This window comes from Pseudomonas sp. R28(2017) (assembly GCF_002112505.1).
Lineage (GTDB): Bacteria > Pseudomonadota > Gammaproteobacteria > Pseudomonadales > Pseudomonadaceae > Aquipseudomonas.
This window is the reverse complement of record NZ_NEHW01000006.1, coordinates 26261-48438: the sequence shown is the minus strand read 5'-3', so window position 1 is coordinate 48438 and position 22178 is coordinate 26261. Positions and strand designations below refer to the sequence as shown.

Annotated in this window: 19 protein-coding genes; 6 read left to right on the top strand and 13 right to left on the bottom strand. The window is 64.7% G+C overall.

Annotated elements, in window-relative coordinates; all coding sequences use genetic code 11:
* Window positions 1-22 precede the first annotated feature (22 nt).
* The 3 genes from CAF78_RS12265 to CAF78_RS12255 all read left to right on the top strand — a co-directional run bounded on the left by CAF78_RS12265 (window position 23) and on the right by CAF78_RS12255 (window position 3508).
* Window positions 23-697 carry a protein glxC gene (locus CAF78_RS12265; protein WP_085675963.1) on the top strand — a complete coding sequence of 225 codons (675 nt, stop codon included), beginning with the start codon at window positions 23-25 and terminating at the stop codon, window positions 695-697.
* Window positions 698-712: 15 nt separating this feature from the next.
* Window positions 713-2038, top strand: a complete 1326-nt coding sequence (locus CAF78_RS12260) for an FMN-binding glutamate synthase family protein (protein ID WP_016715698.1) — start codon at window positions 713-715, stop codon at window positions 2036-2038.
* Between the two features lie 165 nt (window positions 2039-2203).
* Window positions 2204-3508 (top strand): ammonium transporter, encoded by a 1305-nt coding sequence (locus tag CAF78_RS12255; RefSeq protein WP_085675962.1) that lies wholly within the window; start codon window positions 2204-2206, stop codon window positions 3506-3508.
* A 117-nt stretch (window positions 3509-3625) separates the two neighbouring features.
* Here the strand turns inward: CAF78_RS12255 and CAF78_RS12250 are convergent, their stop codons facing one another.
* Window positions 3626-5038 carry a cytosine permease gene (locus CAF78_RS12250; RefSeq protein WP_085675961.1) on the bottom strand — a complete coding sequence of 471 codons (1413 nt, stop codon included), beginning with the start codon at window positions 5036-5038 and terminating at the stop codon, window positions 3626-3628.
* 413 nt (window positions 5039-5451) lie between these two features.
* On the bottom strand, window positions 5452-5904 hold the full coding sequence (locus CAF78_RS12245) for an Lrp/AsnC family transcriptional regulator (protein WP_085675960.1): 453 nt from the start codon (window positions 5902-5904) through the stop codon (window positions 5452-5454).
* Between the two features lie 111 nt (window positions 5905-6015).
* On the opposite strand from CAF78_RS12245, the gene CAF78_RS12240 reads away from it, so the two are divergent.
* Window positions 6016-6630 carry a LysE family translocator gene (locus CAF78_RS12240; protein ID WP_085675959.1) on the top strand — a complete coding sequence of 205 codons (615 nt, stop codon included), beginning with the start codon at window positions 6016-6018 and terminating at the stop codon, window positions 6628-6630.
* Window positions 6631-6732: 102 nt separating this feature from the next.
* Window positions 6733-8895: a response regulator gene (locus CAF78_RS12235; RefSeq protein WP_085675958.1), complete on the top strand. Its 2163-nt coding sequence runs from the start codon at window positions 6733-6735 to the stop codon at window positions 8893-8895.
* On the opposite strand, the gene CAF78_RS12230 is transcribed toward CAF78_RS12235, so the two are convergent.
* The 10 genes from CAF78_RS12230 to CAF78_RS12185 all read right to left on the bottom strand — a co-directional run bounded on the left by CAF78_RS12230 (window position 8896) and on the right by CAF78_RS12185 (window position 18478).
* On the bottom strand, window positions 8896-11064 hold the full coding sequence (locus CAF78_RS12230) for an ATP-binding protein (protein WP_085675957.1): 2169 nt from the start codon (window positions 11062-11064) through the stop codon (window positions 8896-8898).
* An 85-nt stretch (window positions 11065-11149) separates the two neighbouring features.
* Window positions 11150-11713, bottom strand: coding sequence for an NUDIX hydrolase (locus CAF78_RS12225; protein ID WP_085675956.1), 564 nt, complete (start codon window positions 11711-11713; stop codon window positions 11150-11152).
* Window position 11714: 1 nt separating this feature from the next.
* On the bottom strand, window positions 11715-12479 hold the full coding sequence (locus CAF78_RS12220) for a GntR family transcriptional regulator (protein WP_085675955.1): 765 nt from the start codon (window positions 12477-12479) through the stop codon (window positions 11715-11717).
* A 90-nt stretch (window positions 12480-12569) separates the two neighbouring features.
* Complete coding sequence (locus CAF78_RS12215; protein ID WP_060478414.1) at window positions 12570-12959, bottom strand: carboxymuconolactone decarboxylase family protein; 390 nt, start codon at window positions 12957-12959, stop codon at window positions 12570-12572.
* A gap of 119 nt (window positions 12960-13078) precedes the next feature.
* Window positions 13079-13564, bottom strand: coding sequence for a flavin reductase family protein (locus CAF78_RS12210; RefSeq protein ID WP_003256072.1), 486 nt, complete (start codon window positions 13562-13564; stop codon window positions 13079-13081).
* Window positions 13565-13577: 13 nt separating this feature from the next.
* The gene (locus tag CAF78_RS12205) at window positions 13578-15059 is read right to left on the bottom strand and encodes an aldehyde dehydrogenase (RefSeq protein ID WP_085675954.1); all 1482 of its coding nucleotides are present in this window, start codon (window positions 15057-15059) and stop codon (window positions 13578-13580) included.
* Window positions 15056-15889 carry an alpha/beta fold hydrolase gene (locus tag CAF78_RS12200; protein ID WP_085675953.1) on the bottom strand — a complete coding sequence of 278 codons (834 nt, stop codon included), beginning with the start codon at window positions 15887-15889 and terminating at the stop codon, window positions 15056-15058. Before CAF78_RS12200 ends, CAF78_RS12205 begins: the two co-directional genes overlap by 4 nt.
* Before the next feature lie 68 nt (window positions 15890-15957).
* Window positions 15958-16554 carry an amino acid synthesis family protein gene (locus CAF78_RS12195; protein WP_003256068.1) on the bottom strand — a complete coding sequence of 199 codons (597 nt, stop codon included), beginning with the start codon at window positions 16552-16554 and terminating at the stop codon, window positions 15958-15960.
* A 322-nt stretch (window positions 16555-16876) separates the two neighbouring features.
* Window positions 16877-17917, bottom strand: a complete 1041-nt coding sequence (locus CAF78_RS12190) for an LLM class flavin-dependent oxidoreductase (RefSeq protein WP_085675952.1) — start codon at window positions 17915-17917, stop codon at window positions 16877-16879.
* 75 nt (window positions 17918-17992) lie between these two features.
* Window positions 17993-18478 carry a flavin reductase family protein gene (locus CAF78_RS12185; protein WP_027918588.1) on the bottom strand — a complete coding sequence of 162 codons (486 nt, stop codon included), beginning with the start codon at window positions 18476-18478 and terminating at the stop codon, window positions 17993-17995.
* Between the two features lie 316 nt (window positions 18479-18794).
* Between CAF78_RS12185 and CAF78_RS12180 the strand changes: the two genes are divergently transcribed.
* Window positions 18795-20201 (top strand): cytosine permease, encoded by a 1407-nt coding sequence (locus CAF78_RS12180; RefSeq protein ID WP_085675951.1) that lies wholly within the window; start codon window positions 18795-18797, stop codon window positions 20199-20201.
* A 151-nt stretch (window positions 20202-20352) separates the two neighbouring features.
* Here CAF78_RS12180 and CAF78_RS12175 read toward each other — a convergent pair whose 3' ends face one another.
* A complete protein-coding gene (locus CAF78_RS12175; protein WP_085675950.1) occupies window positions 20353-21978 on the bottom strand; it encodes a methyl-accepting chemotaxis protein in 1626 nt (541 codons plus the stop codon).
* Window positions 21979-22178 lie beyond the last annotated feature (200 nt).

The window sequence follows — 22178 nt, the reverse complement described above, 5'->3', positions numbered from 1 at the left end:
CACCGAATCACTGGAGACATTCATGAAGACGATCGACCTTTCCAGCGCCTCGGTGCGCGCACTCAACCAGTCCCTGCATGGCGACGTGCTAGACCGCGAATGGCGGGTGACCCACCCGGACGGCAAGCACAACCTGGCCGTGGGCATCAACGCCGCCGTGTCGGTGGATATCGAAGGCCACGCCGGCTACTACTGCGCCGGCATGAACCAGCAGGCGAGCGTCACCGTGCACGGCAACGTCGGCGTGGGCGTGGCCGAGAACATGATGTCCGGCTCGGTACGGGTCAAGGGCAGCGCCTCCCAGGCCGCCGGCGCCACCGCCCATGGTGGGTTGCTGGTGATCGAGGGCGATGCCGGCGCGCGTTGCGGCATTTCAATGAAGGGCGTGGACATCGTGGTCGGCGGCAGCATCGGCCACATGAGCTGCTTCATGGGCCAGGCCGGGCGCCTGGTGGTGTGTGGCGATGCCGGCGATGCACTGGGCGATTCGCTCTACGAGGTGCGCATCTACGTCAAGGGTTCGGTGCAGTCGCTAGGCTCGGATTGCATCGAGAAAGAGATGCGCGCCGAGCACCTGCAAGAGCTGCAGGAACTGCTGAACAAGGCCGGCCTTGCGCACAAGGCCGCCGATTTCAAACGCTACGGCTCGGCTCGCCAGCTGTACAACTTCAAAGTCGACAACGCCAGCGCGTACTGATCCAGGAGCATTCCCATGAGCGAGCAATTCCCCCCGGTACTGCGTGAGTCGGCCACCTTCGATCGCCTGACCATCCAGGAAATCCAGCGTGCCGCCGAGACCGGCATCTACGACATCCGCGGTGGCGGCACCAAGCGCCGTGTGCCGCACTTCGATGACCTGCTGCTGCTGGGCGCCAGCGTGTCGCGCTACCCGCTGGAAGGCTACCGTGAAAAGTGCGGCACCGACGTGGTGCTGGGCAACCGTTTCGCCAAGAAGCCGATCCACCTGAAGATCCCGGTGACCATCGCCGGCATGAGCTTCGGCGCGCTGTCGGCCAACGCCAAGGAAGCACTGGGCCGTGGCGCGACCATTGCCGGCACCAGCACCACCACCGGCGACGGCGGCATGACCCCGGAAGAACGCGGCCAGTCGCAGCACCTGGTGTACCAGTACCTGCCGTCGCGCTATGGCATGAACCCCGACGACCTGCGCAAGGCCGACGCCATCGAGATCGTCCTCGGCCAGGGCGCCAAGCCGGGCGGTGGCGGCATGCTGCTGGGCATGAAGGTCACCGAGCGGGTAGCCGGCATGCGTACCTTGCCGATCGGTGTCGACCAGCGCAGCGCCTGCCGCCACCCGGACTGGACCGGCCCGGACGACCTGGCGATCAAGATTGCCGAGATCCGCGAAATCACCGATTGGGAGAAACCGATCTACGTGAAGATCGGCGCCAGCCGCCCGTATTACGACGTCAAGCTGGCGGTGAAGGCCGGCGCCGATGTGATCGTGCTCGACGGCATGCAGGGCGGCACCGCGGCCACCCAGGAAGTGTTCATCGAACACGTCGGTATCCCGATCCTGCCAGCCATTCCACAGGCGGTTCAGGCGCTGCAAGAAATGGGCATGCACCGTAAGGTGCAGCTGATCGTCTCTGGTGGCATCCGCAACGGTGCCGACGTGGCCAAGGCCATGGCCCTGGGCGCCGACGCGGTGGCCATCGGCACGGCGGCGCTGATCGCCCTGGGCGACAATCACCCGCGGCTGGACAGCGAGCTGAAGAAGATCGGTTCGGCCGCCGGCTTCTACGACGACTGGCAGAACGGCCGCGACCCGGCCGGCATCACCACCCAGGACCCGGAACTGGCCAAGCGCCTGAACCCGGAAGAGGCCGGCCGGCGCCTGGCCAACTACCTGCGGGTGCTGGTGCTGGAAGCGCAGACCATGGCCCGTGCCTGCGGCAAGTCGCACCTGCATAACCTCGACCCCGAGGACCTGGTGGCGCTGACCGTCGAGGCCGCCGCCATGGCCCGCGTGCCGCTGGCCGGCACCGCCTGGGTGCCGGGCCAGGCGCAGTACTGATTCATCGGCTATTGGGGCCGCGTTGCGGCCCTTCGCGGGCAAGCCCGCTCCCACAGGAAGCTCACAGGCCTTGAGAACTGTGGCGGCCCTGTGGGAGCGGGCTTGCCCGTGAATGGGCTGCAAGGCAGCCCAAGGGCATCTCTTCATTCACACAGGAGTGACTCCATGAAGCACCTCACCCTCGCTGTAATGTTGTTAGCCTTGGCCACCCAGGCCCATGCCGCCGAGCCCACCCTGGACACCGGCAACACCGCCTGGATGATCTGCGCGGCGATGTTCGTGCTGATGATGTGCATCCCGGGCTTGGCGCTGTTCTATGGCGGCATGGTGCGGGCCAAGAACTTTCTCTCGGTGTTCACCCAGCTGTTCGCCGTGGCCGGGGTGATCGGCATCCTCTGGGTGCTGTTCGGCTACAGCCTGGTGGTCGATACCCGCGGCATGGTCGAAGGGCAGTTGACCTTGAACAGTTTCATCGGCGGCCTGGACAAGGCGCTGATGCTGAACATCGGCCACGACAGCCTGGTGGGCACCATCCCGGAAGGGGTGTTCGCGGTGTTTCAGCTGACCTTCGCCATCATCACCCCGGCACTGATCGCCGGCGGTTTTGCCGAGCGCATGAAGTTCAGTGCCTCGCTGCTGTTCATGGCGGCCTGGTTCGTCCTGGTGTACGCGCCGATCGCCCATATGGTGTGGGGCGGGCCGGGGGCGCTGATGGTCAACTGGGGGGTGCTGGACTTTGCCGGCGGCACCGCGGTGCATATCAACTCCGGTGTGGCTGCACTGGCGGCGGCGCTGATGCTGGGCAAGCGCAAAGGCTACCCGCAAGTGGCGATGCCGCCGCACAACCTCGGTTTCACCCTGGTGGGCGCGGGGCTGCTGTGGGTCGGCTGGTTCGGCTTCAACGTCGGTTCCGGGCTTGCGGCCAACGAAGGAGCAGGGGTGGTGATGCTGGCGACCATGGTGGCGGCGTGCGCCGGGATTGTCGGCTGGTTGCTGACCGAAAAAGTCATGCATGGCCGGCCTACTGCACTGGGGGCGGCTTCGGGGGCTTTGGCCGGGCTGGTAGGCATCACGCCGGCCTGTGCGTTTGTCGGGCCGTTGGGGGCGGTGGTCATCGGGTTGTTGACCGGGGCGATCTGCTTCTTCGCCGTGACCCGGATGAAGCAGGCGCTGGGGTATGACGACAGCCTCGATGTGTTCGGGCTGCATGGGGTTGGCGGGATGGTCGGGGCGGTGCTGACCGGGGTGTTTGCCGCGCCGTCGCTGGGGGGCTATGTGGAGGGCGCTTCGCCGATCGGGCAGGCCTTGGTGCAGCTCAAGGGCGTGGCGTTCACTTTTGTCTATTGCTTCGTGGTGAGCTGGGCGATTCTCGGGGCCATCAAGCTGACTGTGGGGCTGCGCGCCAGCCGGGAAGAGGAAGAGCAGGGCTTGGACCTGGCCGAGCACAATGAGCGGGCTTATAACCTCTGATTCATGTCCCGGCCTCTTCGCGGGCAAGCCCGCTCCCACAAGTACCGCACAAATACAAGCATCTGTGCGATTGCTGTGGGAGCGGGCTTGCCCGCGAAGAGGCCGGGACAGGTTGAATCAGTGCCCCATGGCCAACTTGGCACTGGTCTGCCGACGGCGGTAGGCGCTGTCACGCGAAGCCAGCCACCAGTACAGCGGCGAGGTCACTGCCAGGCCCACCAGCCAAGACAGGTCAGCGCCATTGATGTGCTCGGAGATCGGCCCGACATACAGCGGCGTGTTCATGAACGGAATCTGCACCACGATGCCCACCGCATAGGCGATCAGCGCCTGCGGGTTGTACCGCCCGTAGATGCCGCCATCGACCTTGAAGATCGACTGGATGTCGTAGTCGCCCTTGTGGATGGCATAGAAGTCGATCAGGTTGATCGCCGTCCACGGCACCAGCACCACCAGCAGCACCAGCACCATGTCGACGAAGTGGCCGATGAAGTCGGCCGAGGCGAACACCGCCACCACGCAGCAGGCCGCCAGCACGATCAGCGACAGCACCGCACGGCTCTTGGCGGTGGGGATCCAGCGGTAGGCGAAGGTCTGCACCAGGGTGATGATCGACAGCACCGCACCGTACAGGTTGAGGGCGTTGTGGCTGATCACGCTGAGCAGGAACAGCACCAGCATCACCGGGCCCAGGGTGCCGGTGGCGAGCTTGACCGCGTCCATGGTGTCCATGCCGGCCGGGATCGCCAGCACCGCCACGGCGCCGAAGATGAACGACAGGCTCGAACCCAGGGCCGACCCCAGGTAGGTGGTCCAGAAGGTCGAGCTGACCTTCACGTCGGCCGGCAGGTAGCGCGAGTAGTCCGACACGTACGGGGCAAAGGCGATCTGCCACAGCGCCGCCAGCGATACGGTGGCCAGCCAGCCGGCCAGGTTGAAGCCGCCGCGGGTGAGGAAGTCGTCACTTTGCACATGGCTGAAGATGTAGCCGAAGCCGACCACGATGCCGATGCCCAGCACCCAGGTGCCGATGCGGTTGAGCACGTGGATGAAGCGGTAGCCGATGATGCCGATGATGCCCGAACCCAGCGCACCGATGACGATGCCCACCGGCACTGGCACCGCTTCGACCACGCCATGCAGCGACTTGCCGGCCAGGACGATGTTGGAGGCGAAGAAGCCGATGTACATCACCCCGGCGATCACCACCACCAGCAAGGCGCCGAGGGTGCCGAACTGGGCGCGGCTCTGGATCATCTGCGGGATGCCCATCTGCGGGCCCTGGGCCGAGTGCAGCGCCATCAGCACGCCACCGACCAGGTGGCCGACCAGGATGGCGACGATGCCCCACACCAGGTTCAGGTGAAACAGCTGCACGCCCAGCGCGCCGGTGACGATGGGCAGCGGCGCGATATTGCCGCCGAACCACAGTGTGAACAGATCCCTTACCTTTCCATGGCGGTCTTCCGGCGGTACGTAGCCGATCGTGTGTTTTTCTATGAGGGGTGCCGAATTGGCTGCACTGGTCATGACTGACTCCAAGGCAAGGTGGGGCATCGGGTGCTGCCCGGATGCGTGCCGGCGAAGGGCGACGCGTTCTTGTTGGAGCGATGATGCGGGGCGCGGGGATAACGAGAAATTAGTAAATATGTGCCCATAAACCTTAAAAAACCTAAGGCTGACAAAAGGTTAAGCGGTGGACCGTAGCAAGGAGGATGCCAGCTGGCTGGAGGGCTTGAGGTAGAAGGGGTAGGCCTTCTGTGAGCGGCAGAGGTTGGGCTTTGGTGGTGCGTCGTGCGCGTTTGCGGGGCAGATGAAAAAGTTGCCTGCACTGGCCCTTTCGCGGGCAAGCCCGCTCCCACAGGTACAGCGCAGTTTTCAAAATCTGCGTTGAACCTGTGGGAGCGGGCTTGCCCGCGAAAGCGCCGGTACAGGCAATACAGCTACATCGGCAACAGCCGGTCCTGAATCACTTCCTTCATCACCAACGTCGAGCTCAAGCGCTTCACATTGGGAATGCTGGTCAACTGCTCGTCATACAGCTTCTGGAACGCCGGCAAGTCCCTGGCCACCACATGCAGCAGGTAATCCGGGTCGCCGAACAGCCGCTGGGCCTCGACGATCTGCGCAATCTCCGCCAGCGCCGCTTCGAAATCCGCCACCGGCTGGCGGGTCACCTCGCGCAGTGTCACGAACACCAGCGCGGCAAAGTTCAGCCCCAATGCACTGGGCGCCAGGCGCGCGTGGTAGCCCAGGATGGCGCCGGCCTCCTCCAGCGCCTTGAGCCGGCGGTGGCAGGGCGACAGGCTTAGCCCTACACGGTCGGCCAACTCGGTCACCGAGAGGCGACCATCTTTTTGCAGCTCGGCAAGGATCTTTCGGTCTGTTCTGTCCACTGAGGAGAATCTTCCAACAAGATTGGCAACAGGGGAAATATACGAAAGAAAATTCCCGGGCGGAATCCGTAGGCTTTCTTCACATCCAAACTGTGTGAAAGGAAGACTCAAGTGGCAATCAGTGTGCTGACGGCGTTCTGGGCCGTGTCGTTGCTGTTCGTGATCACCCCCGGGGCCGACTGGGCCTATGCCATTTCGGCGGGCATGCGCGGGCGCTGGGTGATGCCTGCGGTGGCGGGCATGTTGTCGGGGCATTTTCTGGCCACCCTGGTGGTGGCGGCAGGGGTGGGCAGCCTGCTGGCCGGCCACCCGCTGGCGATGACCCTGCTGACCCTGGCCGGTTGCGCCTACCTGTTGTGGTTGGGCGGCAACCTGCTGCTCAGCCCGGCGGCGCCGCAGGCGGGGCAGGCCAGCGTGGGCGAGTCGGGGTCGCGCTGGGCATTCAAGGGCTTTTGCGTGAGCGGGCTCAACCCGAAGGTGTTCCTGCTGTTCCTGGCGCTGCTGCCGCAGTTCACCGACCCGCAGTCGAGCTGGCCGGTGCCGCTGCAGATCCTGCTGCTGGGGCTGGTGCACCTGTGCAGTTCGCTGGTCATCTATTCGCTGGTCGGTTACGGCGCCAAGGCCGTGTTGAGTAGCCGGCCCGGTGCCGCCAGGTGGGTTGGACGGGTTTCTGGGGTGGCGATGGTGGCGGTGGCGTTGGGGCTGATCGTCGGCCAGTTGCGCTGAAGGGCCCACCGCTGATCGCTCGGCAAAATAAAGCGGAACGAACGGCTGCTCGCAGATCTCCTATCCAGAGATGGATGGCAATGTGCCCGGGACTTCCCAGACATGAGATCGCTTCAGCAACACCGCAAGGACACCCTGAAACCGCCGCCGAGCTTCCTGCTCAACGGTGGCAATGTTGGCAACCTGCTGCAGTCAATGGACTGGAGCAGCGCCCCGCTGGGCCCGCCAAACACCTGGTCGCCGCACCTGCAGGCAGTGATGGCCACGCTGTTGCCGGCCCAGGCGCAGTTCGTGCTGTTCTGGGGCGATGCCTATGTGGCGCTGTACAACGATGCCTACGTCCCGACCATCGGCACCAAGCACCCGCAGGCCCTGGGGCGGCCAGCGCAGGAGCACTGGAGCGAATTGTGGGATGACCTCGAACCCCTGCTGCGTGGCGTGCGCGAGACCGGCCAAACCTTCTGGGCCAAGGATCGCCCCTTCTATATGGAGCGCCGGGGGCTGGGCGAAACCGTCTACTTCGATGTGTCCTATTCCGCGGTCCGCGAGGCCGATGGCAGCGTCGGCGGTGTGTTGTGCCTGGTTGCCGATACCACCGAGCGGGTGCGCTTCCAGCAGCGCCAGGCGTTCTTGCTGGAGCTGGGTCGGACCTTGCCGGGGCTGGGCGGGGCCGAGCGCATCGAGGCCTATGCGGTGCAGCGCCTGGCCCAAGAGCTGGGGGCTGCACGGGTCTGCTTCGGTGAGGACCGAGGCGATGGCAGCGGCTTCCGGGTGGCCCACGACTGGGTCGACGGCGTGCCCTCCATGGTCGGGGAGCATGACTACGCAAGCTTCGGCACGTCGCTGCGTGAACAACTGGCGGCGGGCCAGGTGGTACAGCAGGCCTATGAAACACAGGCCAATGGCCTGTGCGCCACGCTGCATGCCCCGGTCCTGCGCGCCGGGCGCCTCGAGGCGATGCTGGGTGTGCATTTCCATAGCCCGCGCCAGTGTTTCGAAGACGAATGCCAGTTGATCGAGGAAACTGCCAAGCAAACCTGGGCTGCCATCACCCATGCCCGCGCCGAACGGGCATTGCACCTGCTCAACGAAAGCCTCGAGGACCGCGTCGCGACCGCGCTGGCCGAGCGCGAGGCGGCAATGCTGCAACTGCACGAGGCGCACAAGCTGGAGATGATCGGGCAGTTGACCGGCGGCATCGCCCACGACCTCAACAACATGTTGACGCCGATCATCGCCTCGTTCGAGCTGTTGCGCCGGCACCCGCAATCGGAGCGTGGCCCGCGATTGATCGAGGGGGGGCTGCAGGCGGCCGAGCGGGCGCGCAATCTGGTGGGGCGCCTGCTCAGTTTCGCCCGGCGCCAGACCCTCAAGCCGCAGCCAGTGTCGCTGGCGGCCCTGGTCGTGGACATGCGCGAGCTGATTGCCCGCTCGCTGGGGCCGACCATCGCCGTGCAGGTGCAGATAGACCCGGCCTTGCCTGCGGTGGTCGCTGACCCTCACCAACTGGAGCTGGCCTTGCTCAACCTGGTGGTCAATGCCCGTGATGCCATGCCCGATGGCGGCATGCTGGACATCACGGCCGGGCTCGACAGCGACGGCCCGCCCCGGCCGGACGGCGTGGCCGCGGCACGTCTGCTCTGGCTGCAGGTGCGTGACGGCGGCTGCGGCATGACCGACGAGCAACTGCGCCGCTGCATCGAGCCGTTCTACTCGACCAAGGGCGTGGGCAAGGGCACTGGCCTGGGCCTGCCGATGGTCCAGGGCCTGGCGCTGCAGTCGGGCGGTGGCTTCGCCATCGACTCGCAGCCGGGGCAGGGCACCACGGCCACCCTGTGGTTACCAGTCAGTGATGTGGCGGCACCCAGCCGGGACACTGACTGGCCCGAGGCGCCGCAGGCCGATCGGCCCTGCCGGGTGCTGCTGGTGGATGATGAGGAGATCGTGCGCCATGCCACGGCCGCGCAGTTGCGCGACCTGGGTTATGAGGTGACGGAGGCGGGCAATGCGGCGGCGGCATTGCATTTGCTGGACCAGGGCTGGCTGCCGGATGTGCTGGTCACCGACCATGTCATGGCCGAGATGACCGGGGTGCGTTTTGCCCAGCGGATGCGTGAGCGCCAGGCGGATCTGCCGGTGCTGATCATTACCGGCTATGCCAACCTCACGCCGCGCGAGCTCAAGGGCTTCGAGGTGCTGCGCAAGCCTTACCGGCAGGCGGAGCTGGCGCAAAGCGTGGCGCGTTTGCTGGCTAACCCACGCTGATCAGTTGCCCAGTACCTTGCCAAGCATCTGGCACACCTGCTCGGCAGAATATGGCTTGGCCAGGAAGGCGAAACCCTGATGGCCGCCTTCGGCGATCGCCTCACTGTAGCCCGAGGTCAGGATCACCGGTAGCCGAGGCCGCTGCTGGCGCAATAGCCTGGCCAGGGCCAGGCCACCCATACCCGGCATGACCACGTCGGAGAACACGGCGTCGAAATCGCCATTCGGCCCTTCCAGCAGGGTCAATGCCTCCTCGGCCGAGCTGGCCCAGCTGATGCGGTAGCCATGGTCCTGGAGAATCTGCGCGGTAAAGTTACCGACATCGGGGTTGTCTTCGACCACCAGCACGTGCCGCTGCTCGCCAATGGGCTGGGCCTTTGCGTGGTCATCGGCAGGGCCGGCCAGTTCCGCGGCCTGCGCAGGCACCTGCGGCAGGTACAGGGTAAAGCGGGTGCCCTGGCCCTGAATGCTGCTGACCTTGACGTCGCCACCCGACTGCTTGGCGAAACCGAACACCTGGGACAGGCCCAGGCCGGTCCCCTCGCCAGGTGCCTTGGTGGTGAAGAACGGGTCGAAGATGCGCTCGAGCAACTCGGGGGCGATGCCGACGCCGCTGTCGGTCACCGAGATCGCGGCAAATGCCCCGGTCTGCCCGGGCATGTGCTGGTCGGCCAGCAAGTGCAGGCGCAGGGTGCCTTGGCCGGCCATGGCATCGCGGCCATTGAGCATCAGGTTGATCACCGCCGTTTCCAGCTGGCTGAGGTCGGCGCGGATATGGCAGGGCGCTTGAGGCAGTTGCAACTCCACCTTGATTCGCGCACCGGTGGCGGTATCGAGCATGTCGGCCATGGCCTCCAGCCGTGGCCCGGCTTCGAACACCTGCGGGCTGAGGGCCTGGCGCCGGGCGAAGGCGAGCAACTGGCCGGTCAGCTTGGCGCCCCGGTCGACCGAGTCGGTCATGGTCTTGAAGTAGCGTTCGCGTCGCGTGCCATCGAGGTCGGGGCGCTGCAAAAAATGCAGCGAGGAACGGATGATGGTCAGCAGGTTGTTGAAGTCGTGGGCCACGCCGCCAGTCAGCTGGCCGATGGCTTCGAGCTTCTGGGTCTGGCGCAGCACGGCTTCGGTATGCAGCAGCTGGGTGGTGCGTTCTTCGACGCGCTGCTCCAGGGTGGCGTTGAGCGCTTCCAGTGCGGCCATGGTCTCACGCACTTCGGCATGGGACTGGACCCGCTGGATATGCGCCCAGCAACGGTCGGTCACTTCGCTGAGCAAGGCCTTTTCATAGCCGCTCCACACGCGTGCCACGTTGTCGTGGATCGCCATCAGCGCGGTGAGGCGCCCGTCCTTGATCAGCGGCATGCAGATGGTCGCGGTGATACCGATGGCCTGGAACGTGGCGGCCTCCTCGGGAGCCAGTTCGGCCAGGTTGTCGTTGATCACCAGGGGTTGGCCGCTGCGCAGGCGGCTGACCGCCAGGCGCCCGAAGTCGGCCAGGCGGTACTGGCCCACCAGCCGTGGCGAGCCGGGGGCCACCGAATCGCCGCAGATGGTGAAGCCGTCCTCGTCCGCTTCCATCACGGCGTAGGCGCAACTGGTCAGCTTGAGGTGCTCGACCAGCAAACCCGTGGTGATGGCCATGATCTCGTCAGGGGCGGTTGCATTGGTTACCGCGCGGCTGAGGTTGTCGAGAAAGTGCAGGCGCTGGTTGGTGACCACGCTGGTGGTGGTTTCGGTCACCGTGTCGAGCATGCCCAATATAGTGCCGTCATGGTCGCGGATCGGGCTGTAGCAGAAGGTGAAATACGCCCGCTCGGGTGCGCCGTTGCGGTCGATGACCAGCGGGAAATCCTGGATAAACACGGCCTCGCCGGCCAACGCCCGGTTGGCCATGGCGCTGATTTCGGGCCAGGCCTCTTGCCAGACCTCGCTGAACGGCCTGCCCAGCGCCTGGGGTTTTTGCCCCAGGATCTGGGCGAAGGCATCGTTGTGCAGGGTGATCAGCTCCTGGCCCCAGAGCACGGCCTGCGGGAAGCGCGAGGCCAGGCACAGGGCCACGGTGGTCTTGAGTGCATCTGGCCAGGCTTCCAGTGGGCCCAAGCGGGTGCTTGTCCAGTCATGCTTGCGGATGCGCTCGCCCATCAGGCCGCCGCCGTCTAGCCATTTCGCCATTTGCGCTGCCGGTCCTCTTGTACAAGGCCTTTAGGGTGCACCCAGAATAGACGCTTGGCGAGGGGATTGTGAGGCCAATGCATGTTCAGCGAATGAAGTGCACCTTGCCGGTGTCGTCGTTACCCATGTAGATGCCATAGACCCCCGCCTGGCGTTCGAGGATGTAGCGCTCCAGAATCTGCCGGATCGCCGGGTAGTAGATCTCATCCCAGGGTATTTCGTCGGGTTCGAAGAACTTGTACGCCAGTGTCTCCGGCCCATACTGCCCAGTTTCCTCGGTGGCGATGGCGCGGAAGATGATGTACACCTCGCTGATTTTCGGCACGCTGAAGATCGAATAGGGCGAGACGATGTCGGCGCGCACGCCGCTTTCTTCCCACACCTCGCGCAGGGCCGCCTGCTCGGTGGTCTCGCCGGCCTCCATGAAGCCGGCCGGCAAGGTCCAGGTACCGGGGCGCGGCGGGATGGCGCGCTGGCACAGCAGGTACTTGCCGTCGCGCTCGATGATGCAACCGGCGATGATCTTCGGGTTGATGTAATGGATGTAGCCGCAGCCGGGGCAGTGCAGGCGTTCGTGGGTGTCGCCTGTGGGAACGCCCCGGGCCAGTTCCGTGGTGCAGTGCGGGCAGTAGCGCGGGGCGTTGGGCATGTCAGCGGCCTATGCGGGGTTCGATACGTGGCTCCTTCAGCGCCAGAGGCTCGACCATGTCGCGCACCTTGGTGTTGTCGTCCTGCTTCTGGCGCAGGTAATCCAGGGCTACCTTGGCGGCCGCGCGCACGTGGTCGACCGAGGCCTGGTGGGCCACCAGCGGGTCGCCGCCCTTGATCGCCTCGACGATCTTCTCCATCTCGCGGTTGCTGGCGCCGCGGCGGTTTTCCTGCGACACCGAGGTGGCGCGCAGGTAGCTGATGCGTGCCTGCAGCTGGCGCAGCTGCTGGGCCGCGACCTGGTTGCCGGAGCCTTCCAGGAGCACGTCGTAGAAGCCTTGCACCGAGTCCAGCACCTGTTGCAGCTCGCCTTCTTCGAGGGCTTCGCGGTTGACCTCCAGCGCGCGTTCCAGGGCACGGATGTCCTTGGCCTTGGCGTTGAGGGTAAACAATTGCACGATCAGGCCTTCGAGCACGCAGCGCAACTCGTAGATGTCGCGGGCGTCTTCCAGCGTGATGATGGCCACGCGCGGGCCCTTGGCATCGGCGAACTCCACCAGGCCTTCGGATTCCAGGTGGCGCAGGGCCTCACGCACCGAGGTGCGGCTGACGCCGAGGCGGTCGCAGAGGTCGCGCTCGACCAGGCGGTCACCCGGCAGCAGGTGGAAGTTCATGATCGCGCCGCGCAGCTTGTCGAGCACGATTTCGCGCAGGGTAACGGGGTTGCGGTTGACCTTGAAGCTGTCGTCGAGGGGCTGGCGTTTCATCAAGTGCGCTCTGAATGAGGCTGCCCGGCCGCAACCGCAATAGCACCACGAACCTCGGGTGCTCCTTGCGTGGGTTCGAACAGCCCGCTGTTAACGGGTTGACTCCGCATCGGCTTCAGCGAACGCTTCGCGGGCCAGGCGGAAGCTGTCCACCGCCGCGGGCACGCCGCAATAAATGCCGACCTGGAGCAGGATCTCGCGAATCTGTTCACGGCTCAGGCCATTACGCAATGCGCCGCGAATGTGCAGCTTGAGCTCGTGGGGCCGGTTGAGCGCGGAAATCATGGCCAAGTTTATCATGCTGCGCTCTTTCAGCGAGAGGCCTTCGCGGCCCCAGACGTGGCCCCAGCAATACTCGGTGACCAGCTCCTGCAGCGGCTGGGTGAACGCGTCGGCGTTCTGGATCGAGCGGTTGACGTATTCCTCGCCCAGCACCTGGGTGCGGATCTGCAGGCCTTTCTCGTACTTTTCGTTGCTCATGCGCAGTACTCCGGAATAAAACAGGGACCGCAACCGAGGGTGAGACGATTAGCGCGGCCCCTGAAAACAGGGTCATCGGTGTTGCCCGCGAAGCAGTCAACACCGATTCATTGGGTGTATCAGCCCAGGGGCGGCAGGGCGCCCAGCTTGCCCTTGTGGTAGACCATCGGCGTCACCGGCTCGGCCGGCAGCACCAGGTTCTTCACCGCGCCGACGATGATCGCGTGGTCACCGCCGTCGTATTCGCGCCACAGTTCGCACTCGATGATCGCCGTGGCCTTGGCCAGCAGCGGGTTGCCCAGCTCGCTCAGGTGCCACTCCACACCCTTGGCCTTGTCCTTGCCCTTGCCGGCGAAGGCATAGGCCTCGGCGGTCTGGTCGGCGGACAGCAGGTGAATGGCGAACTGCTTGCTGTCCCGCAGGATCGGGTAGGTGTCCGACGCGTAGTTGGGGCAGAACAGCACCAGCGCCGGGTCGATCGACAGCGCGCTGAAGGCGCTGGCGGTGATGCCGACGATGCCGCCGTCGGCGTCCAGGGTGGTGACCACGGTGACGCCGGACGGGAACGAGCCCATCACGTCTTTGTAGATGCCAGGTTCGATCATCTCGTGCTACCTCTTAGCGCATCACAAACGGGTCGGGCATCGGCGCGGTGGACAGGTTGATCCACACGGTCTTCAGCTCGGTATAGGCCAGCACCGAATCGATGCCGCTCTCGCGGCCGTAGCCGCTGTTCTTGAAGCCGCCGATCGGCGCCATGGCCGACACGGCGCGGTAGGTGTTGACCCAGATGATCCCCGAGCGCACGTCGCGGGCCAGGCGGTGGGCGCGGCCCAGGTCGCGGGTCCAGATGCCGGCGGCGAGGCCGAACTGCGAGTCGTTGGCGATCGCCAGGGCCTCTTCCTCGGTCTTGAAGCGGATCACCGCAGCGACCGGGCCGAATACCTCTTCCTGCATGATGGTCATCGAGTTGCTGTCGCACTCGAACAGGGTCGGCTCGTAGAACCAGCCTTCACCGTCGACCTCGGCACGCTTGCCGCCCATGTGCAGCTTGGCGCCTTCGGCCTTGGCCGCCGCGACCAGGCCTTCGACCACGGCCAGTTGCTGGGCGGTGGCCATCGGGCCCATTTCGCTGGCATCGTCCTGCGGGTTGCCGATGCGGATGCGCTTGGCGCGGGCGATCAGGCGCTCGACGAATTCGTCGAAGATCTCGTCCTGTACCAGCAGGCGCGAGCCCGCCACGCAGCTTTGCCCGGAGGCGGCATAGATGCCGGCCACGGCGCCGTTGATGGCGCTGTCCAGGTCGGCGTCGGCGAAGATGATGTTCGGCGACTTGCCGCCCAGTTCCAGCGACAGCTTGGCGAAGTTCTCGGCACTGCTGCGCACCACGTGGCGGGCCGTGGCGGCGCCGCCGGTGAAGGCGATCTTGCGCACCAGCGGGTGGCGGGTCAGCGCCGCGCCGGTGCTGGGGCCGTAGCCGGTGACCACGTTGACCACGCCTGGCGGGAAGCCGGCTTCCAGGGCCAGGCGGGCCAGCTCGAGGATGGTCGCCGAGGCGTGCTCGGACGGCTTGAGCACGATGGTGTTGCCAGCGGCCAGGGCCGGGGCCAGCTTGATCGCGGTCAGGTACAGCGGGCTGTTCCACGGGATGATCCCGGCCACCACGCCGATCGGCTCGTGCACGGTGTAGGCGAACAGGTCCGGCTTGTCCAGCGGCAGGGTGCCGCCTTCGAGCTTGTCGGCCAGGCCTGCGGTGTAGTGGAAGAACTCTGGCAGGTAACCGACCTGGCCGCGGGTTTCGCGGATCAGCTTGCCGTTGTCACGGCTTTCCAGCTGGGCCAGGTGTTCCTTGTTTTCGGCGATCAGGTCACCCAGGCGACGCAGCAGCTTGCCACGTGCGGTGGCGGTGATGCTGCGCCAGGCCTTGCTGTCGAAGGCACGCTGGGCGGCCTGTACGGCCAGCTCGACATCGGCTTCGTCGGCGTCGGGCAGTTGCGCCCAGGCCTGGGCAGTGGCCGGGTTGAGGCTGTCGAAGGTCTTGCCGCTCTGGGCATCGAGCCATTGGCCGTCGATGCACATCTGGAAACGAACGAGGGTCATGCAACAATCCCCTTGGCGGATTCGGTGAGGGTGCGGGCTTGGGCGAGGAAGTCCAGAAGCATCTTGTTGACTTCACGCGGGGCTTCCACAGGCATCATATGCCGTTGTTCGGCCAGGACCACGCTTTGCGCGCCAGGAATGCTGGCGGCGAGCTGGCGGGTCATGGCCGGGGTGGAGCCTGCGTCGAGTTCGCCGGTGGCGATCAGCGTCGGCACCTGGATGCTGCCCAGGTCGCCTGCGCGGTACATGTCCTGGGTGGCGAACAGCGAATAAGTGGTGTGGTAACCCTGCGGGTCGTTGTTCGCCAGCACCTGGCGAATGGCGGCGACCTGCGCCGGGTTGGCAGCCTTGTATTCACGGCTGAACCAGCGGTCGAGCGCGGCGTCGACGTTGGCGTCGGGGCCCAGCTGCGCAGCCTGGGCGGCGCGGGCGATGACGCCGGCACTCTGCTCGGGGGTGCGGTTGAACACGCTGTTGAGCACGACCAGTGCAGCCAGGCGCTGCGGGTAATTGAGGGCAAAAGCCCGGGCGACCAGGCCACCCATGGAGAAGCCGATCACGGTGGCTTGTGGAATCTGCAGGTGGTCGAGCAGTTCGGCGAGCTGGGCGGCATAGCCTTCCAGCGGTGTGTCTGCAGCCGGTACGCGGCTCTGGCCGTGGCCGAGCATGTCGTAGGTGATGACGCGGTAGTCGTTGGCCAGGCCAACGATCTGACCGCCCCACATTTCCTTGTTCAGGCCCACGCCGTGGATCAGTACCACGGGTTGGCCCTGGCCGACGGACAGGTAGCTGGTGCCGGCAGGTGTGCGTTCAGCGACAGGCTGAATCATGGAGGGCGCTCCTTGAAGGTCGGGCGCGGCGGGTAAGCACGCCACGCCCCGGCCCGTCTTGGTTGTTGTTATTGAGCGTTGGCTTTTTCGGCAGCCAGTTCTTCCAGGTCGATGTAGCGGTTGCCGATGCGCGGGTGCAGGCGGCCGCCGTCGGCTGCGCCCAGGACCACGACGATTTCATCGGCGCGCGGGGCGTCTTCGATCTGCATTTCCAGGGTGATGTAGTGCGAACGCAGGCCTTCGTCGTCCTTCTGCATCATCGGGATCTGGATCGAGGTGCCTGGGCCGCCGCGCTTGTTGGTGAAGCTCAGGTAGCTCTTGGCCTGTACCGCTTCGCGGTAGTGGTTGCCGAAGCGCAGGGTGTGGATCACCGCCGAGGCGTGCTCGATCTCGCCGTCGGCGCCGACCACGGCGGCCTTGCCGTAGGCTTCGATCTTGTCGGCACCGCCGATGGCAGCGGTCAGGCGCTCGACCATCAGGGCACCCAGCTCCGAGCAGTTGGCGCGGATTTCCGGCTTCAGATCTTCAACAAAACCGCGACCGGCCCATGGGTTCTTGATCACGACGGCCAGGCCGACCATGGTCACCGGCTTGTCGGTGGCCTTGCCGCCTTCGATGCGGGTCTCTTCGGAGTAGGTGACGATCTTGCGGATTTCGAAACTCATGGGTGGCTCCTGGTGAGGGTTATCAGCTCTTGTTGTCTGATGGTATACCATAATATTTGTTGTGCAAGAGGTGGCTGGAAATTTCTCTTGCGAGGGGACGAAAGGTGGCCTGATGCCTTGATTTATGGGGTGTCTGTACTGGCCTCTTCGCGGGCAAGCCCGCTCCCACAAGTAATGCGAAGCCTTCAGGGCCCGCGCTGTCCCTGTGGGAGCGGGCTCGCCCGCGAAGAGGCCGGCCCAGGCTTAAAAAAAAGCCCGCTCACGCGGGCCACTGGGGCCCACGTGAGCGGGCGCGTCCCGCAATGTCTCAGGCAATGGGAATTCAGGCGAACGCCGGCACCACTTCCTTGATGAACAGCTCGAGCGACTTCTTCTTCTCGGCGTGGGGCAGGCTGTTGTCACACCAGAAGCTGAACTCGTCGACACCGAGCTCCTGGTAGTACTTGATACGGGCGATGATCTCTTGCGGCGTGCCGATCATGGTGTTCTTGCGGATGTTCTCCAGCTGGAATGCCGGCACTTCGGCGAACTTGGACTCCGGGCTCGGCTCGAGGAAGCCGTTGACCGGGGTGCTCTTGTTGCCGAACCAGGCATCGAAGGTGCGGTAGAAGCGCGAGATGGCCTGGGCGCCGATCTTCCAGCCATCAGGCTCCGACGGGCTGTGCACGTGGGTGTGGCGCAGCACCATCAGTTGCGGGCGCGGCACGTCCGGGTTGTTGTCGAGGGCGGCCTGGAACTTGTTCTTCAGGTCCAGCACTTCTTCGTCGCCCTTCATCAGCGGGGTGACCATGACGTTGCAGCCGTTGGCCACGGCGAAGTTGTGCGAATCCGGGTCGCGGGCGGCGATCCACATCGGCGGGGTGGCGTTGAACGGCTTCGGCACGCTGGTGGACGTCGGGAACTTGTAGACTTCGCCGTCATGGGCGTAGTCGCCTTCCCACAGCTTGCGCACCACCGGGACCATTTCGCGCAGGGCCTTGCCGCCGTCGGTGGCCGGCATGCCACCTGCCATGCGGTCGAACTCGAACTGGTAGGCACCACGGGCCAGGCCCACTTCCATGCGGCCGTTGCTGATCACGTCGAGCAGGGCGCATTCACCGGCGACGCGGATCGGGTTCCAGAACGGCGCGATGATGGTGCCGGCACCCAGGCGGATCTTCTCGGTGCGCGCGGCCAGGTAGGCCAGCAGCGGCATCGGGCTTGGCGAGATGGTGTATTCCATGGCGTGGTGTTCGCCGATCCACACGGTGCTGAAACCGCCGTGCTCGGCCATCAGGGTCAGTTCGGTCAGGTCTTCGAACAGCTGGCGGTGGCTGACCTGTTCATCCCAACGTTCCATGTGCACGAACAACGAAAATTTCATGGGGCTTTCCTCAACGCTTGAAAGTGTCTGTCGCCAGGCTGCGCAGGCGCCAGGTGTCTCGATTCAGAATAGGCTTCAGGCAAAGGCCGGCAGGCTGGCCATCTTGCCGCGGCAGTAGACCATCGGTCGTGGGGCTTCTTCAGGGACGATCAGGTTGTGTACCTTGCCGACCATGATGGCGTGGTCGCCCCCTTCATACTCGCGCCACAGTTCGCACTCGATGACGGCGGTGGCGCCGGCCAGGATCGGGTTGCCCAGTTCGCTCAGGCTCCACTCGATGCCGCTGGCCTTGTCCTTGCCTTTCTTGGCGAATGCGTAGGCTTCGGCCTGCTGTTCACCGGAGAGCAGATGAATGGCGAAGCGCTTCTGCTTGATCAGCACAGGGTAGGAGTCGGAGGTGTAGTTGGGGCAGAACAGCACCAGCGGCGGATCCATCGACAGGGAGGAGAAGGCGCTGGCGGTCAGGCCGACGACCGAGCCGTCGTCGTCCAGGGTGGTGATGACGGTAACGCCGGACGGGAAGGAGCCCATGACGTTCTTGTAGAGGGTTGCGTCGATCATCTGGTGTACCTCTGAAGGGCTGCGGTGGTCCGCGGTTTTTATCGTTGATGTGTCTGATGGTATACCGTAATACCTATTTTGCAAGCGGAATTTTCAACCCGGGTTTTTCACGATGAACGGCTCCAGGCCACATAAACCGTGGGCTTGAGCGGTGAGGCGGTTTGTCGCAGGGGTTGCGCGAGCAGATCAGCGGGCGTTTTTTACTGCGGATCAGTGTTGTCAAAAGTTTGGAATACCATAATATGGTCCGCAGCTGAGAGGCCGCCTAGATGCGGTTTCCTTACAAAGATAAAAACGACCTTTCGAGCTGAATCCTATGTCCCAACCGTCATCGCAACACCAGTTTGTCGAGAATCACACGGTCGATTACGTTCCACCTGCCGAGCGCCATGGGAAGGCGCGCGACCTGTTCACCCTCTGGTTCAGTACCAACATCGCGCCACTGCCTATCGTCACCGGCGCCATGGTGGTCCAGGTGTTCCACCTGAACCTGCTGTGGGGGCTGATCGCCATCGTGCTGGGCCATCTCATCGGGGGCGTGTTCATCGCCCTGGCCTCTGCGCAGGGACCGCAGCTGGGCATTCCGCAGATGGTTCAGAGCCGGGGCCAGTTCGGCCGCTATGGCGCCTTGCTGATCGTGTTCTTCACCGCGCTGATCTATGTCGGCTTCTTCATTTCCAACATCGTCCTGGCGGGCAAGACCATCCACGGCATCGCCCCGAGCGTGCCGATGCCAGGCGCGATCGTGATCGGTGCCCTGAGTGCGACGGCCATCGGCGTGATCGGCTACCGCTTCATCCACATCCTCAACCGCATCGGTACCTGGGTGATGGGCTCGGCGCTGCTGGCCGGTTTCATCATGATGTTCGTCCAGGAGCTGCCCGCCGACTTCCTGAGCCGCGGCGCATTCAACCTGTCCGGTTTCATTGCCACCGTGTCGCTGGGCGTCATCTGGCAGATCAGCTTCTCGCCGTACACCTCCGACTACTCGCGCTACCTGCCGCGTGAAGTGGGCATCGCCAAGCCATTCTGGGCCACCTACTTCGGCGCTACCCTGGGCACTATCCTGTGCTTCAGCTTTGGTACGATCGCGGTGCTGTGCGTGCCGGAAGGCACCGACGCGATGGATGCGGTCAAGCAGGCCACCGGCTGGCTGGGCCCGATCCTGATGGTGCTGTTCCTGCTCAACATCATCAGCCACAACGCCCTCAACCTGTATGGCGCGGTGCTGTCGATCGTCACCGCGATCCAGACCTTCATCGCCGAGTGGACGCCGAGCATCAAGGTGCGGGTGATCCTGGCGTCGGTGATCCTGGTGGGCTGCGCGATGGTGGCGTTGAACGCCTCGGCGGGCTTCATCGGCCAGTTCATCGGCCTGATCCTGGCGCTGCTGCTGGTGCTGGTGCCGTGGGCGTCGATCAACCTGATCGACTTCTACCTGATCAAGAAGGGCCAGTACGACATCGCTTCGATCTTCCGGGCCGACGGCGGCATCTATGGCCGCTTCAACCACCACGCGATCATTGCCTATGCCTGCGGGATCCTGGTGCAGTTGCCGTTTGCCAACACGTCGCTGTATGTGGGGCCGTACTCGAACATCGTCGAAGGGGCTGACCTGTCGTGGTTGTTCGGTTTGATCGTGACCGTGCCGCTCTATTACTGCCTGGCGACGCGCGGCCAGGCTGCCGAGAAGGCAGGGCGGGTGGTGAGCGTCAACGACTGACAGATTGTTGTTGCTGTAACAGGGGCTGCTTTGCAGCCCTTCGCGGGCAAGCCCGCTCCCACAGGTGATGAGTTGTCCACGAGGGCTGCGCAATTCCTGTGGGAGCGGGCTTGCCCGCGAAGGGCCGCAATGCGGCCCCGGTTGTTTTGAATCAGACCTTGAACTGCGCGACCATGCCGTTCAAGTCTACCGCCAGGCGTGAAAGGTCCTGCGCCGCCGCACTGGTCTGATTCGCCCCCGCCGATGTCTGCATCGCCAGATCACGAATGTTCACCAGATTGCGATCCACCTCCCGCGCCACCTGCGCCTGTTCTTCGGAGGCGCTGGCGATCACCAGGTTGCGCTGGTTGATCGAAGCGATGGCCTCGGCAATCACCTCCAGCGCCTCACCGGCACCTTGCGCCACTTCCAGCGTGCCGTTGGCCCGGCCCCGGCTGCTGTGCATCGCCGACACTGCCCGCTCGGTACCGTTCTGGATCCCGGCGATCATCTGCTCGATCTCGGCCGTCGATTGCTGGGTACGGTGGGCGAGGGCGCGCACCTCATCGGCCACCACGGCAAAGCCGCGGCCTGCTTCACCCGCGCGGGCGGCTTCGATTGCCGCGTTGAGCGCCAGCAGGTTGGTCTGCCCGGCAATCGCGCCGATCACATCCAGCACGCGGCTGATCTCGTTGGCGTTGCTGGCCAGCTGCTCGATCTCGGTGGAGGTGCCCGTCACGTCATTGACCAGATGCTGGAGCGAGGCCAACGCCTGGTTGACCTGGTCACGGCCATCGCGGGTGGTCTGGTCGGCACCTTTGGAGGCGTCGGCCGTGCTCACGGCGTTGTTCGCCACTTCTTCCACGGCGGCGGTCATCTGGTTGACGGCAGTGGCGGCCTGGTCGATTTCCGCACTCTGCTGGTGCAGGCCGCGGCTGGTGTCTTCGGTGACGGTGTGCAGCTCTTCCGAGGCCGAGGCCAGCTGGTCGGAAGAGGCGGCGATCTGGCGGATGGTGTCGCGCAGGCTGGTCTGCATGCGGCTCAGGGCGCGCAGCAGCAGGGCCGGTTCGTCGCGGCCGACAACATCGATTTCCCGTGTCAGGTCGCCGGTGGCCACGCGCTCGGCCACGGCGACCGCATCGGCCAGTGGCACCACGATGCTGCGGGTGAGCACGACGGCGATGGCGGCCAGGGCGAGCATGATGATCACCAGCGACGCGATGATCGCGGTAAAGGCCTCGTCGGCCACATCGCTGCTGCGCTGCGAGGCGTCCTCGGCGCCTTTGCCGTTGTAGGCCACCAGCGCGGTCATGGCTTTCATCATGGTGTCGGCGTACTGGGTGAGGGGGCCGCTGATCTGCTGCTTGGCCTCGTCCATGCGGCCGGCGGCGATGGCCTGCAGCACGCGGGTCTGCAGGTCGAGGTATTGCTGGTGGGCTGAGTTGAAGGTGTTGAACAAGGCGCGGTCATCGGCGGCGATGATGGTGTCCTCGTAATCCTTGAGGCTGCCTTTGAGCTGCTGGTTGATGCCGTTCGCCAGTTCGATGTTGCGGGCACGTTCGGCAGGGTTTTCATCCAGCGCGGCGCGCAGGGTGATGGCGCGGGCGCGACCGAGGTCGGTGCTGATGTCGCCGAGGGCGATCACGGCGGGCATCCAGGTGACGCGGATTTCGTCGGTGGCAGTGTCCATCTGCCGGGTTTCATAGAGTGCGATAAAGCCCATGGCCAGGACCAGTGCGCCCAACAGGGCGAACACGCTGCTAGCGCGGGTGCCGATCTTCATATTCCGTAACTGCATGGAATGCTCCTTGACGTTGGCGTGCAGGCGTCAAGAGCATGGACGTATGGCCGGGTCACCGGGGATGGCGCCAGGCTCTCGATGCGCTGCGGATTTAAGTGTGTGCCTCACCCTCTTGAATCTGTTTTTTATTCGAATGATGCCATATGGCCATTATTATTGACCAGTCATTCAATGTAACGACAAGTTCCGACAAATCC